The sequence below is a fragment of the Caulobacter mirabilis genome, from assembly GCF_002749615.1.
GTDB classification, from domain to species: domain Bacteria; phylum Pseudomonadota; class Alphaproteobacteria; order Caulobacterales; family Caulobacteraceae; genus Caulobacter; species Caulobacter mirabilis.
Window position 1 is genome coordinate 2,818,613 of sequence record NZ_CP024201.1, and the last position, 13,938, is coordinate 2,832,550.

General features: G+C 68.5%; 11 protein-coding genes. 2 read left to right on the forward strand and 9 right to left on the reverse strand.

Going from position 1 to position 13,938, the window contains the following annotated elements; all coding sequences use genetic code 11:
* Nucleotides 1–112: 112 nt before the first annotated feature.
* A complete protein-coding gene (locus tag CSW64_RS22410; protein ID WP_281258596.1) occupies nt 113–502 on the forward strand; it encodes a P1 family peptidase in 390 nt (129 codons plus the stop codon).
* A complete protein-coding gene (locus tag CSW64_RS13545; RefSeq protein ID WP_281258597.1) occupies nt 496–1,308 on the forward strand; it encodes a P1 family peptidase in 813 nt (270 codons plus the stop codon). Before CSW64_RS22410 ends, CSW64_RS13545 begins: the two co-directional genes overlap by 7 nt.
* Nucleotides 1,309–1,322: 14 nt before the next feature.
* Here the strand turns inward: CSW64_RS13545 and CSW64_RS13550 are convergent, their stop codons facing one another.
* From CSW64_RS13550 to CSW64_RS13590, 9 genes are all read right to left on the reverse strand, one after another.
* Complete coding sequence (locus CSW64_RS13550) at nt 1,323–2,369, reverse strand: isoaspartyl peptidase/L-asparaginase family protein (RefSeq protein WP_099622615.1); 1,047 nt, start codon at nt 2,367–2,369, stop codon at nt 1,323–1,325.
* A 33-nt stretch (nt 2,370–2,402) separates the two neighbouring features.
* Nucleotides 2,403–4,490 carry a S9 family peptidase gene (locus CSW64_RS13555; RefSeq protein WP_099622616.1) on the reverse strand — a complete coding sequence of 696 codons (2,088 nt, stop codon included), beginning with the start codon at nt 4,488–4,490 and terminating at the stop codon, nt 2,403–2,405.
* 40 nt (nt 4,491–4,530) lie between these two features.
* Complete coding sequence (locus CSW64_RS13560; protein ID WP_245863697.1) at nt 4,531–6,129, reverse strand: serine hydrolase; 1,599 nt, start codon at nt 6,127–6,129, stop codon at nt 4,531–4,533.
* Entirely contained in the window at nt 6,126–7,271 is a 1,146-nt protein-coding gene (locus tag CSW64_RS13565) for a YkvI family membrane protein (RefSeq protein WP_099622617.1), read from the reverse strand. Before CSW64_RS13565 ends, CSW64_RS13560 begins: the two co-directional genes overlap by 4 nt.
* Before the next feature lie 108 nt (nt 7,272–7,379).
* Nucleotides 7,380–9,647, reverse strand: a complete 2,268-nt coding sequence (locus CSW64_RS13570; RefSeq protein WP_099622618.1) for a TonB-dependent receptor — start codon at nt 9,645–9,647, stop codon at nt 7,380–7,382.
* Nucleotides 9,648–9,761: 114 nt separating this feature from the next.
* Nucleotides 9,762–10,295 carry an RNA polymerase sigma factor gene (locus CSW64_RS13575; RefSeq protein WP_099622619.1) on the reverse strand — a complete coding sequence of 178 codons (534 nt, stop codon included), beginning with the start codon at nt 10,293–10,295 and terminating at the stop codon, nt 9,762–9,764.
* Between the two features lies 1 nt (nt 10,296).
* The gene (locus CSW64_RS13580; RefSeq protein ID WP_172448560.1) at nt 10,297–11,850 is read right to left on the reverse strand and encodes a serine hydrolase domain-containing protein; all 1,554 of its coding nucleotides are present in this window, start codon (nt 11,848–11,850) and stop codon (nt 10,297–10,299) included.
* Nucleotides 11,851–11,931: 81 nt separating this feature from the next.
* Nucleotides 11,932–13,017 carry a dipeptidase gene (locus CSW64_RS13585; protein WP_099622621.1) on the reverse strand — a complete coding sequence of 362 codons (1,086 nt, stop codon included), beginning with the start codon at nt 13,015–13,017 and terminating at the stop codon, nt 11,932–11,934.
* Between the two features lie 220 nt (nt 13,018–13,237).
* A complete protein-coding gene (locus CSW64_RS13590; RefSeq protein WP_099622622.1) occupies nt 13,238–13,915 on the reverse strand; it encodes a helix-turn-helix domain-containing protein in 678 nt (225 codons plus the stop codon).
* Nucleotides 13,916–13,938: the final 23 nt, after the last annotated feature.

Genomic DNA, 13,938 nt, shown 5'->3' on the forward strand with positions numbered 1-13,938 from the left:
CGAGTTCCTCAAAAGCCGGCGGATCGAGCATTCTCGTCAGGCGCCGGTCGATACGGGCATCATCACCCTTGGCGGGGCGCGCGACGCCCGCGGTTTCATGTTGGAATGTCGGATGACCCACACCTCGAAGAGCGCGCTCCAAGCCCTGCGCGGCGCGGTTACGGCGGCTCTCGCCCTTCTGGCCGCCGGTCCGGCCGGCGCGGCCTCCCCGATGTCCGCGCCCCCGCCCTCCCGGGCCCGTGAGCTGGGCATCACTCCCGGAACCTTCAAAACAGGTCCCCTCAACGCGATCACCGACGTCGGCGGCGTCCGCGTCGGGCATCGCACGCGCATCGAGGGCGACGACATCCGCACGGGAGTCACCGCCATCCTGCCGCACGGCGGCAACGTCTTCCAGGATCGCGTTCCGGCCGGCTTCGCGGTGGCGAACGGCTTCGGCAAGCTGATGGGATCGACCCAGATCATCGAGCTCGGCGAGATCGAGACCGACCGATCGTGCTGACCAACACCCTGTCGGCGCCGCAGGCCGCCGACGCGCTGGTGCACTGGACGCTGGGCCGTCCCGGAAACGAACGCGTCCGCTCGGTCAACGCCGTGGTCGGAGAGACCAACGACGGGGAGCTCAACGACATCCGCAAACGCGTCATCGGTCGCGAGGACGTGCTGGCGGCGATCGATGCGGCGAGCGAAGGCCGGGTGGAGGAAGGCGCGGTCGGCGCCGGAACCGGGACGGTCGCCTTCGGCTGGAAGGGCGGGATCGGCACGAGTTCGCGGCGCCTGCCGCCCGAGTTCGGCGGCTACACGGTCGGCGTCCTGGTCCAGAGCAACTACGGCGGCATGCTGCAGATCGACGGGGCTCCGGTCGGCATGGCGTTGAACCAGTATTTCCTGCGGGCGCCGGGCGGACCCGAACGCGCCGACGGTTCGATCATGATCATCGTCGCGACGGACGCGCCGCTCAGCGACCGCAACCTGACGCGCCTGGCGCGGCGAGCCTTCGCCGGCCTGGCGCGCACCGGCTCGGCGTTCTCCAACGGCTCCGGGGACTATGCGATCAGCTTCTCCACCGCCGCCTCGGTGCGGCGCACGCCCGAACGGCGCGCCCAGGCGGCGGCGATCGAGGACCTGCCGAACGAGCGGATGAGCCCTCTGTTCGTCGCCGCCGCCGACGCCACGGAGGAAGCGATCTACAACTCGTTGCTCATGGCCAGGACCATGACGCGGACCGACCACGACACCGGCAAGACCGTCACCGTGCGGGCGCTCGACCCGCGGGAGGTCGATCGACTTCGGCGCGGACGCCGCTGATCGGCGCGCGCGGACTAGGGTTCGTCCGGGAAGATCGCGACGACCGGCGGCTGTCCGGCCACCGCCTTGGCCCGGAACAGGGACGGCGTGTTGTAGCTCCAGGCGATATCGCCGTTGGGGGCGACGGCGATGAGGCCGCCGCCGCCGCCGAGCGCCTTGACGCGGCCGATCAGTTCGTCCGCGGCGCTCTGCAGCGACAACCCCTTGTGCTGGACCAGGGCGCAGACTTCCCGCGCCAGGGTCAGGCGGATGAAGACTTCGCCCTTGCCGGTTCCGGACACGGCGCAGCTCTGGTTGGAGGCGTAGGTGCCGGCCCCGATGATCGGGCTGTCGCCGACCCGCCCCCAGCGCTTTCCGACCATGCCGCCGGTCGAGGTGCCGGCGGCGAGATCGCCGTGGGAATCCAGGGCGACGACGCCGACCGTGCCGAACTCGTGGTCGGCCGCGAGACCGTCTTCGAGAGCCGCCCGGGATTTGGCCAGGCTCGCGGGTCGTGGCGGGACGGGCAGGCCCCGCTGGGCGAGCGCGCGTTCCAGGCTTCGCCACTGGTGCTCTGTGTAGAAGTAGCTGTTGTCGACCTGCTCCAGGCCTTCCGCCTTGCTGAAGCGGTCGGCGCCCTCGCCCATCAGCAGGACATGGCCCGACGTCTTCATCACCCTGCGGGCCAGGCTGATCGGATTGCGCGTGCGCGACACCCCCGCGACCGCGCCCGCGCCGAGCGTCGCGCCGTCCATGACGGCGGCGTCGAGCTCGACCGCGCCGTCGGCGTTGAACACCGCCCCCTTGCCCGCGTTGAACAGCGGCTCGTCCTCCAGATCCCGGACGACCGCCTCGACCGCATCGAGCGACGTGCCGCCGCGGCTCAGGATGTCCGTGCCGATCTTCAGGCTGCGGGCCAGGGCCGCCCGATGGGCCGCTTCGCTTTGCGGGCTCAGGCCGCCGCGCGCCGATCCGCCGGTGCCTCCATGAATCGCGATCGCCCATGCGGGCCTCTGCTGGGCATGGGCGGACGCGCCGGCGAGGGCCAACGCCAGGGCCAGGCCCGCAACTGCTAGACGCATCGGAATGTCTCCTGTGAACGGTCCGTCGCCGCGTTAGGGCGCGGCTCGAGACGGACCGAGGGTCCGCTGAAGGAAGATCGACTGCTCGCGCCAAAGGCGGTCCCAGGTCTCGCGACGTTCGAAGTCGTGCGACTCCCCCGGGACCAGGACCGTGCGCGCGTCAACGCCCTGCTCGACGAGCCTGGCGGCCAGATCGACCGTCTCCAGCACGTCGACGTTCATGTCCTGGTCGCCGCTGAACAGCAGCACCGGCGAGCGCCAGCCGGCGATGGCGGCGACGGGCGAGTTCTCCGTGGCGCGCGCGCGGTCGGCGTCCCCGACCCCGAAGAGCCGCGACGGGTTGAGGTGGTTGGGAAGGTTCGAGCGAAAGCCCCAGTCGAAGACGCCATGGATCGCCACCCCAGCCGCGAAGAGATCGGAGTTCCGCGCCAGCGCTTGAGCGGCGAGCATGCCGCCGTATGACCCGCCCCATATCCCGATGCGGGCGCGATCCACCTCCGGCCGGGCGGCCAGGAAAGCGTGCGCCGCGAGAATGTCCTGATACTCCGACGCGCCGCGCCAGCCTCTGAGCGGCGCCTCGCGGAACGCGCGGCCATAGCCCGTTCCGGAGCGGTAATTGACGCTCAGCACGACAAAGCCCAGCTCGGCGAGCCGCCGATTGATCGCATACTCGAACGCGTACTGAGCGCGCAGATGAAACGCCGCGTGCATCTGGCGGCGGGGGCCGCCATGAACATAGACCAGCGCGGGATGCGGACCGCGGGAGGCGGGAAGAAAGAGCTGCCCCGACAGCTCCAGGCCGTCCGCCGCGGCGAACCGCACCTCCCGCGGCGGCGGCGCGTCGAAGCCGCGTGAATATCCGTAGTCGGCCGCGCGTTCGGCCAGCACCAGTCGACCGGCGTTCAGGTCCACGATCCGGGCGAGCGGAGCATTGTCCGCGTCCGCGCCGACATAGAGGGCGTATCCAAGGTCCCCGGCGGCGACCGCGCGGCCGACCAGCGGCTCGGCGCGCGGCGGCGTCCAGACCACCCGCCCCTCGCGGTCGACCACGCGCAGGCGCCGCGCCTGACGGTCGACACAGTTGTCGACCAGCAGCAGCCGCCCCTCGCCCACGACTTCGCTTTCAGCCACTTCGCAGCCCTCGCCGCTGCGGGCCCGCGGAACGCCGCCGGCGAGGCCGATCTCGTACAGCCGGCCCCAGCCGTCGTGCTCCGAATAGAAGGTCAGGGCGTCCGGCCCCGTCCATCGCAGCGCCTGGTCTGGATCGACCAGGTCAGGCTCGCTCGCCTTGTCCGCTGAGGCCCAGACCGTACGGCGGGCCAGGGTCTCGAGCGACGCCGTCTCGATGGCCAGAGGCTGGCTCTCCGTGGCGTCGAAGGCCGCCCTGGACCTGCCTGGAAAGCGAAGATAGGCGACCGACCGTCCGTCCGGCGACAGACGCGGCGATGCCAGGCGCTCCGCCCCGGTCACGATCCATTCGATGCGGTCCGTCCCGATTTCGTAGCGTCCGATGTAGTCGTAGGCGCCGCGGTTGCTGACGAAGACGAAGGATCGTCCATCCTGAGCCCAGGCGATCTGGCTGAAGCCCCCGCCGCGCGCGACCACTTGATCGCCTGGGGGCTCGGCGCCCGGCGTGACGATCCGCAGATCGCCATCGCCGCGGAAGGCCACCCGCCCATCGGGCGCGAAGACGGGTGAAACGCCGACGCCGATGCGGCGCGGGTCGGCCTTGCCCCGGGTCGAGGCCAGCCAGAGCTCCGGCTGCGGCGGCATGAGCAGGCTCGCCGGGTTGTAGGCGCTCGCGGAGGTGATCGGCGCCGCCGTCCGGAAGACCAGGTGGAGACCATCCGGCGACAACCAGACGGCGGTGATCGCGCGACCGTCGACGTCCGAGCGCACGACCATCTCCCGCCGCTCGAACCTCGGCCCCTCGGCGAAGACGATCTTGGTCGTCGAGCCTTGTCGGACAAGCCAGGCGAAGGCCGGCCGGATCTTGGCCGCCGTCGTGTCCAGGACGATCGGAAAATCGAGGAACGCCGCGCCCGGAGAGGGATTGGCGAAGGCGCCCGTCGGCAGGATGCAGGCCAGCACGGCGAACAGGAGACATCGCGACAGGCGCATGAGCGATCTGCCTTGCAGCTGGAGGACGGGAAGACGGACGCTAGGGCTTGGCCGGCGTGATCGGCGTGAAGGCCAGGTCCTGATAGTCGTAGCTGAAGCCGGCCATGGGCGAGACGGCCCGCATGGTTATGCGGTCGACCTTGCCGGTCGGTCCGAGCACGAAGGTCACATAGGCCGGCTCGATGGTCGGGTCCTGCCAGCGGGTGACAAACGTGTCGTACTGGAAGTGCTCGAGCCGTCCCGTCACGCCGGGATGTTCCTTCTTGAAGTCGAGCATCAGTTGCCCGTTTTCGGCGCGCACGGTGATCGGACCGAACCAGGGATCGGCGAAACGCCCGGCATAGCGGTCGAGCGACAGCGACGGGCCGACCTTGGCCGGCGCGGCCGCGACCTTCTCCATCTGCTCGACGGCCTGCGCCCGCTGCTTGGCTTCCAGGGTCATGAAGGCTTGCGGCCAGTTCGCCTTCGGAGCGTCGAGATAGTGGTCGAGCAGTTCGTACATCATGCCCTGGACCGCCGAGTCCTCCTCCGAGTTCAGGGCCAGCGCGAAACCGACGTTCTTCAGCGGCAGGAGCACGACCACCGACTTGAAGCCCGGCACCGTGCCGAAATGGTAGATCACCATCTGGCCGCGATAGTCGCGGACGTTCCATCCGAGCGCATAGTTGTGGAACAGCGGCGTCGTCGCGGTGATCGGCGCGGGTTGCCGGCGGATCGGCACCACGACCTGCGGGGTCCACATCTGCCAGGCCGCGGCCTCGCTGTAGACGCGGCCGCCGTCGGGCGTCTTCCCCTGCCCGAGTTGAACCTGCAGCCAACGGCCCAGATCCGCGGCGCTGGCGCTGACTCCGCCGGCGGGCGCGACGTTGGGGGCGAGCGTGGCGCTGCGCTCGTCCAGACGCCGCAGATCACCGACGCCCCGAACCGAGCCGCTCATCCGTCCGTGCGGAAAAGCCCGATCGTCCCGCGCGAAGCGCCGCGCCTCGTCCGTGACCGCGTCGCGCATGCCGGCGGCGCGCAGAACCTTGTCCTGGGTGTAGTCTTCCCAGGTCTGCCCTGTCTTGGCCCGGATCACCTCGCCCAGGACCATGTAGAGCACGTTGTCGTAGGCGTATCCGCTGCGGAAGCTGGTGGCCGGCTTGAGGTGCCGGAGCCGCCGCACGCTTTCGGCCCGGCTGAGGTCGGTCCGCGGCACGAAGAGCAGATCGCCCGCACCGCGGCCGAGCCCGGACCGATGGACCAGCAGGTCGCGGATCGTCATCTCGCGAGTGACCCAGGGGTCGTACATCTGGAAGTCGGGCAGATGGTCGACCACCTTGTCGTCCCACCCCAGCTTCCCCTGGTCGACCAGCGTGGCGATCGCCGCGGCGGTGATCGCCTTTCCGGTCGACCCGATGGCGAAGAGCGTATGCTCGCCCACCTTGCGGTTCCCATCGAGCTGGGCGACGCCGTAGCCCCTGCTCGCCGTCACCACGCCATTCTCGACGATGGCGAGGGCCGCGCCCGGCGTGTTGGTCGCCGCCAGCACCTCGCCCATGCGGGCGTCGAGATCGGCCGGCGGAGCGGCCTCAGCCGACGTCGCCGACAAAGCCAGCAACGCGCCGACGACCGCCAAGCGGCTCATGTAGTGGAGTTTCATCGTGTTTCCGCCTCGTAAGGGGCGCCCTTCGCGCCGGCCGGGCGCGTCGGCGCCCCGCGTTTCAACCGCCAGATCCCGTAGGTGAGAAGAGGGGCGACGTAGATGGTCAGGAAGACGATCGCCAAGGCCCGATACCCCTTGGCGATCAACTCCACGAGGCCGACGCGATCGGCGACGAAGACCGCCACGATCAGAATTCCGCCGGCGATCAGAAGGCGCGCACGCGCGCCCAGCGGCCTTCCGGCGCGCTCGGCGTAGGTGGCGGCGGCGCGCTCGTTGATCGCGTGGACGATGCCCGTGCCGCTCTCCAGCAGCGCCAGGAAGATCATCACCTGGAAGACGACGTGGAAGGCCGGCATGCGCAGCTGCTGCAGCAGGAAATCAGACGGCAAGGTCTGCCCCCCGATCTGCGGATAGAAGGCGATCATGCAGCAGAAGAAGAGCAGAGCCGGCGCCATGGCCAGGGGCCCGGCCAGCAGGCCGGCCGTCACCGCGTCGCGATCGCTGGTCAGGTGCCTGAGGACCGGCAGGATCAGCACCGCGCCGATGATGTTGTAGCCGGCGTAGGTCGTCCCGCCGAGCCACCAGCCCGTGATGGGCGCCGGCGTCGCGAACTGATCGAGGATGCGATCGCCGAACGTCGAGAAGGCGAACACGACGAAGAGCGCATAGACCCCGTAGAGCGCCACCGAGACCCATTTGAAGAGTTGCTCGACTGCGGCGTTGCCGAAGGTCGCGAAGGCGGCGATGGCGAGGACCAGGGCCAGCGCCCCGACGAGACTGGGCAGTCCCAGGATCGAGGCTCCCAGGGCGCCGGCCGCCGCCCCGAACACGGCCAGGATCAGGAGCGCGAAGAGCAGGTAGGCCAACTCGAAGAGGACGCCGGCCGGCCCCAGCAGACGCCGGAAGAAGGTGCGGTAGTCATAGCTGCCGGTCAGCCGCGCGAAGAGAAAGGTGACAACGCACACGGCGCTCCAGATTACCGTGGCGAGCAGGATGGCGAGGCAGCCGCCGACTGGGCCGCTCGGCAGGAAGAACTCGACCAGCTCTCGCCCGGTCGCGTAGCCGCCGCCGATCACGACCGCCTTGAACGCGAGGCCTGGCAGCAGGAAGCGCTGGAAGCGCGTCGATGCGGCGCTCACGACGCGATCGCCCGGCCGGACATTCGAGGCGGCGGCGTTTGACCGTTCGTCGTCATCTTCCCGACTTCTCCGAATGGGCTCGCCCGTCCGCGAGGGACGGGCCGCCGCCTAGAACTTCACACTGGCGCTGACGCCGACGGTCCGAGGGGTCAGCGGCGTGGCGTTCATCTGAAAGACCTGGCGCGTCACGCGATCGGTCAGGAGCACGCCGTTGAGATAGACGCGCTCGTCCGTGACGTTGCGGGCGAAGATGTTGAACGAGTAGCGGCCGTTCGAGAAACCGCCGCGCAGGTCGACGAGGGTGTAGGCTTCGTCCTTGGTCTCGTTGTTGTAGCCCGTGCGCGTCGGCGCGGCCGTCCATCGCTCGCCGGAATAGGTGGCGGTCGCCCCGACCGTCGCCCGCCAGTCGTCGCCGAGGTCCCACGCATATTCTACATAGGCGCCGGCCCTGTAGGTCGGCACGCCGGGCAGCTGCTCGCCGAGCAGGAAGGCCGGAGCGCCGCGCGCCAGGCGGGTGAGCTCGGCCTTGTTGTAGGCGACGTTGCCGCCGACGGTAAGGCCCGGGATCGGCCGCACGACGCCTTCCAGTTCGACGCCCTTGCTGAAGGCGTCGCCCGCGTTCGCCAGGTAGCTGGCGGTGTTGGAGGCGTTGTTGACGCTGAGCTGAATGCCCGACCAGTCGATGTAGTACAGGGTGGCGTTGACGGCGGCCCGTCCGGACCAGAAGCTCGACTTGAGGCCCGCTTCATAGCTGATCAGCGTATCGGCGTTGACCGTCGGCTCGACGCCCGGGAGCACGTTGTTGGGGCCGCCCGGACGGTATCCCGTCGCGACGCGCGCGTAGAACATGCTGTTGCGGTCGAAATGGTAGCGCGCGTTGACCATCCAGGTCTTCACGTCTTCCTTTGACTTGCCGGGAGAGTCGACCGCCCCGTTCAGCGGATACCCGTAGCTGATCTGGCGGAAGTCCTGGTCGTTGTGCGCGAAGCGGGCGCCGGCCGTGATATCGAACGTCTCGCTGAACTTGTAGGTCGCGTTGCCGAACACGGCGAATTCTCGGTACTTCGTCGGCAGCGCGCCATAGAGGAACAGCGGCGAGAAGATCGGACTGTTGATGGGCCGATAGGCCGAATCCAGGACCGTCACCTCCTGCACGTTGCTGCTGTCCTCGTGCGTATAGAAGGCGCCCGCCATCCATTCGAAACGACCGGCGCTGGGCGAGACGACGCGGATCTCCTGGCTGAACTTGTCCAGGGCCATGGACAGGTCGAGCTTGGAGACGCCGGGCGGTATCCCCGCCAACAGGGTATAGGCGCCGTAGGTCGCGCTCATGTCCCGGACCTGGTGGGTCTTGGTGCGAGACCAGGTCGTCGACGAGATCACCTGCACCGGGCCCGGATCCCATTTCACGGTCGCCGAGTAGTAGTCGATGCTTTTCTGGAACGGCTCCCGGAACGGCAGATTCTGGCCGAGTTCCCCGAACGGGAAGCTCTTCGTCAGGGTCGGATGCAGGGCGCCGGGCGCCGCCGCCGTCTGTTTGACGCCGAGGCTGGCGAAGGCGTTGTCCTCGGAATCGATACGGACGAAGAAGGCGTTGAGGTCGACCTCCAGGTCGTCCGTCGGCCTCCACTGGGCCGCGATCCTGCCGCCGTACCGGCGATTGGCGTCGGTGCCGCGGATCTTCAGGAGCGTGTTGTCGGTATAGCCGGCGCCTTCATAGTCGTAGGCGCTGACCCGGAACGCGAAGGTGTCGCTGACGGGCACGTTGACCGCCGCCCGCAACCCCTTGCTCAGGCCGTTGGCGTTCTCGGTGTAGGACAGTTCGCCGCCGGCTTCCGCGGAGAAGGCGCCGATCTTCGGGGCCTTGAGCACATACTTGACGATGCCGCCCATGGCGCCCGAGCCGTAGAGCGTTCCCTGAGGGCCCCGCAGCACCTCCAGACGCTCGAGATCGTAGGGCATGAGGTCGAGCGAGAAGGTGGTCGAACGGGCGTAGTTGGTGCTCGACCCCATGGGCGCGTCGCCCAGATAGAACCCGACCAGCGATCCCGGTCCGACGGCGGCGATGCCCCGCAGGGTCACGGTGACCTGGCCGGGCGAGCCGCCGTCGTTGACGTTGAATCCGGGAATGTAGGCGGCGTAGTCCGTCAGCCGGCTAAGCCCCGCCTCCTCCATCTTCTCGCTGGTGATCGCGCTGACCGAAGCCGCGACCTTGGTCAGGTTCTCCACGCGCTTCTCGGCGGTGACCACCACCTCCTCGAGCGTCGTGTCGTCAGCCGGATTTCCGGCGCCGCTTTCCGCCGCGAACGCCGGCGCGCCGAACGCGCCGAGCGCCACGCCCGCCAGGGCCACCGCCCGAAACTTCGACCTGATCATGAGGTCCCTTCCCTGTTTTGACGCACTGCCGGCGCCTCGATAGGAATGATGACGACATTCCGAAATTCATCATGATGATCGGAAAATATTTTTCGCAACAGAATTCTGTCGCACCTACTGCAGCCGTCCGCGGAGATGCGCGACCACGCGCATCATGTCCTTCTCGACCGTGCTCACCGACACGCCCAGCCGGCTTGCGATTTCGGCCCCAGGCACCTCCTCGAACCTGTTGAGCATGAAGATTCGCCGGGCGCGTTCGGGAAGCTCCATCAGGGCCGCCATAGCCGCGCCGTACGCCTCCCGCCCGAGCAGCACCCGTTCGGGCGACAGTTCATCCCAGAGCCCGACGTCGGCCTCCTCGAACTCGACGTGCGCATCGGCGTGACGCCGGCGCCGCTGGCGATTGCGTTCGCGCAACAGGTTCGCGGCGACCTGGAACAGGTAGCCGTCGAGGTTCTCGATCTCGCCGACCCGCCCCCGCCTCAACACCCGTGCGCAGGCTTCCTGGGTAAGATCCTCGACGTCGGCGCGAATGGAGAGTCTGCGGGCGAAGAACCCGCGCAGGGCTTCGCCGCACCGGGTCGAGATTTCCTCGGCACGGCGCGCTTCCTCGCGGTCAGGCGCCGACAGGCAAAGTTCACGCCCCATCTTAGCGTCCGCTCGCAAGAGGTTTCGCCGTTAGAACAAGGCGCTGGATCAGCGTCGCGGAGGTGGGAGCGAGAAGAACCGATCCCCGGATCTCGCCGGCCCGGCATTCAAGCGTGAAGCTCGCCGATCGCAACGATCGCGCGTCGAAACCGCTGAACCTGGAACACTCGCCGACCGCGGCCCGTAGAGCCCCCAGATCGGCGCGCCATGCCGGGCCCGGCCGATCGAGCAGCATGTTGGAAGCCAGCCGCGCCTCGATCGCCGCGATGTCGCCGGCCCCATAGGCCTCGAGAATGGCCGCCTTCGCCTCGACCAGGGCTGGACTCGGCGCGGACAGGGCGCGGCGCAGGCGTCCATCGTCGTCCAGCATGCGCATGGCGTCCCAGACCGCGGCCGGCAACGGAGCCCGCGTCAGGTTGGCGAACGCGAAGACTCCCGTTCGCCGGCTAGGCGACAGGACGACATAGGACGTGTACCCCGGCAGGCTGCCGGAGTGACTCAGCATCGCCCCCAGCTCGCAGTCGGCCAGGGCGTACATCCCCATTCCATAGGTGCGGGGGGTCGGACAGGGCTTGTCATCCGAGCGTGGGCGACCGGGCGTCAGTTCGACGAACCCCTCCCCCTGGACGATTTCCCGCATGCTGCTGCGTTTGAGGATCCCGTCGTCCGGCCCGTCGCGCGGCGGCCAGGCGGAGAGCAGCCAGGCGACGTAGCGGCCATAGTCCCCGGCCGTCGTATGGAGTCCGCCGGCGGCGGCGAAAGCGCCGTCGTCGAGCACCGGTTCCTGGCGCCAGGCTCCGTCGGCCCAGCTGTAGCCGAGCGCGCGCCGGGAAGCGGGAACCTGGCCGACCTTCCAGTAGGAAGCGGTCATCCCGAGCGGCTTCAGCAGCGCGGCGTCGACCGCCTCGGCATAGGGCGCGCCCGCGACATTGGCGACCACACGGCCGAGGATCGCGTAGCTCGTGTTGGAATACTCGTGCGCGAGCCCGGGAGCCCGCGCGAAGCCGAGGCCGCCCTGCATGAGCTTGGAGAAGGCCGCTTCGCTCATGTCGAGCTGGCGATCGCCCCAAGGATTGTCGGTCACCAGACCGGACGAGTGGACAAGCAGGTCGCGGACCGTGATCGGCGCCGCGTCCGTGGTCGGATAGGCGAGGCTCCGGAGTTCCGGCACGTACCGGGCGACCGGATCGTCGAGCCGCAGCTTGCCGTCGTCCCGCAGGCGCAGGACCATCAGCGCGGTGAAGTTCTTGGTCATCGAGGCGATACGGAAGACGCTTCCCGGCTCGACCGGTCGACGGCTGGCGGCGTCCTGGACGCCGAACGCGCCGACATGGACCAGGGCCCCGTCGATCACCACGCCGTAGACCAGGCCCGGAACGTGGTCGTCCGCGACCAATCGGGCGAAACGTGCATCCAGCCTGGCGAACGTCGCGTCCGACGCCGTGGCGCGGGACGCGGGCGGCGTCGCGGCCGCGGCCGCGGCCGACGAGAGCCCGCCGGCGACGAAGAATGCGGCCAGAGCGGCGGCGCACGGATACCGTCGGGGCGAGCGCATCAGCCCGCCCCCTGGGATTGAGGGTTGCATGATTTCATCTCCGCGGAGCGTCGGCTCAGGGGCCGGCGCAGCGTCGGTCCGCTATTTCCAAACCTCGCCGAGGAGGCGCCTGAAGTTTCCGCCCAGCACGGCTCGGATCTGGGCGTCGGTGTAGCCGCGCCTTATCAGCGCGTCGGTCAGGTCGAAGAGACGCCTCGGATGATCGTATCCGTCGGTATCCAGCCGCTGCCGGAATCCGTAGCTCGACGCATAGCCGGCCTTGAGCTTGGCCAACTGATCGGGCGCCATGCGGTCATAGCCGTTGAGATCGGAATCGCTGCCCAGCCCGACATGGTCGATCCCGGCGATGCGGACGACATGGTCGATATGATCGACGATGTGCTCGACGCTCGTGGGCTCCTCTCCCCTGACGAAGTTGCGGACGCCCGAGATCCCGATCACGCCGCCCTTGGCGGCCGCCTTTCGAATGGCCTCGTCGGTCTTCAGCCGGGGGTGCCCGGGGACCAAGGCTCGACAGTTGGTGTGAGTGATCGCGATCGGCCCCTTCGACGCCTCGATCGCGTCCAAGGTCGTCCGGTCGCCGCAATGGGAGACGTCCACCAGCATGCCGACGGCGTTCATCTGCTCAATGACGGCGGCTCCGAAGTCGCTGAGACCTCCGTCGACCCGTTCGGTGGCGCCGGCGCCCAGCAGGTTCTGCGAGTTGTAGGTCAGTTGCGCGCACCTCTGGCCCAGTTGATGAAACTGCGCGACGTCCTTCGGCGATCGAAAATGGTCTGCGTTCTGGACCCCCATGATCACGGCGATCCTGCCCGTCGCCTTGGCGCGATCGAAGTCGCCGACCCGCCGCGCGAGCAGAAACAGATCGGCGTGCGCCGCGATGAAGCCGTTCCATCCTGCCAGATAGCCGAGCACCCGGGTCTGCGCGTCTGGCCCGCCGACGCCCGCGGCGTTGTGCATGACCGTCACGCCGCTCGACCGAAAGGCCTGCGCTTCCTCGGCCGTCAGGGTCCTGGCGTAGGGCGCGGGGCCGAGGTCGAGGCTGAGGGGCGCCAGCATGTCGACGACCACGCTGTCGCCGATCAGGCGATCGCGCCGCATCCCTCCGCCGGACGCGCGGGCCTGGGCGCCGGCGGTCGTCGCCCCCGCCATCGCCAGCAGCGCCATGCCGCCGAGAATCCCCCGCCGAGCGACGCCCGAGCCGCAAGCGGTCGCGTCCGCTCCTCTTCGCGCCCTGTCCATCTCCACCCCGATTCCGCACACTTGAGTGCATCAGAAATCTATTTTCCTATCGGAAACTCAATTTCCCATCGGCGTCAACCGCTGTTCGCCCATATGAGCGATTGTTAATCCTGCGGGACGATCCGCTGGCGGGACGGCGGGCGGCCTATCCGGTCGGCGTCTTGGCCGCCTTGCGATTGGTCGACAGACGCGCCGGCGCCTTGGTCGGCGTCGTGCGCCCCTCGAACTGCTCGCCGTAGTCGGAGAGATCGCCGGAACACAGGGCGAGGAAGCGGCAGGGACCATCGTCGGCGGCGAGATAGGCGTGGCCCATTGTGCTGTCGAGGTAGATCGACTCGCCTTGGTTGAGGACGACCGGGCTGTAGAACGCCGTGTGAACGGCGATCTTGCCCTCGAGGACATAGATGAATTCCTCGCCTGGGTGCGTGACCAGGGGGCCGAATTCTTCCAGAGTTCGCGCGAGCACTTCGCCGACGATCGGCGTCATGTGCTTATGGGACAGATCGGTGTTCAAGTACCAGTGATCGTATGGCCCCGTCGGAACATGCACCGCCTCGGAAACACGCCCCACGCTTCGACGCCCGGTCACCGCCGTGCCCGCGGGCGCGGGCGCTTCCGACTTGAAAAGGTCGGTGAAGTCGAGGGAAAGGCCGCGGGCAAGCTGCAACAGCTTGTCGTAGGTCAGCGACATCTGGCCGTTCTCGACCTTGGAGATCGTCGAAACGGCCAGGCCCGTCATCTGACTGACGTCCGAGATCCTCCAGCCTTTCTGCTGACGAAGGGCTCTGAGGCGCTTGCCGAGATCGGGTTCCGTGCTGTCCATTGCGTCAATCGGTAAGCCAGGTT

Excerpts from the sequence above, each read along its gene's own strand:
- CSW64_RS22410 (WP_281258596.1), top strand. The coding sequence starts at position 113 with ATGACCCACACCTCGAAGAGCGCGCTCCAAGCCCTGCGCGGCGCGGTT.
- CSW64_RS13550 (WP_099622615.1), bottom strand. The coding sequence starts at position 2,369 with ATGCGTCTAGCAGTTGCGGGCCTGGCCCTGGCGTTGGCCCTCGCCGGC.
- CSW64_RS13555 (WP_099622616.1), bottom strand. The coding sequence starts at position 4,490 with ATGCGCCTGTCGCGATGTCTCCTGTTCGCCGTGCTGGCCTGCATCCTG.
- CSW64_RS13560 (WP_245863697.1), bottom strand. The coding sequence starts at position 6,129 with ATGAAACTCCACTACATGAGCCGCTTGGCGGTCGTCGGCGCGTTGCTG.
- CSW64_RS13570 (WP_099622618.1), bottom strand. The coding sequence starts at position 9,647 with ATGATCAGGTCGAAGTTTCGGGCGGTGGCCCTGGCGGGCGTGGCGCTC.
- CSW64_RS13575 (WP_099622619.1), bottom strand. The coding sequence starts at position 10,295 with ATGGGGCGTGAACTTTGCCTGTCGGCGCCTGACCGCGAGGAAGCGCGC.
- CSW64_RS13580 (WP_172448560.1), bottom strand. The coding sequence starts at position 11,850 with ATGCGCTCGCCCCGACGGTATCCGTGCGCCGCCGCTCTGGCCGCATTC.
- CSW64_RS13585 (WP_099622621.1), bottom strand. The coding sequence starts at position 13,017 with ATGGCGCTGCTGGCGATGGCGGGGGCGACGACCGCCGGCGCCCAGGCC.
- CSW64_RS13590 (WP_099622622.1), bottom strand. The coding sequence starts at position 13,915 with ATGGACAGCACGGAACCCGATCTCGGCAAGCGCCTCAGAGCCCTTCGT.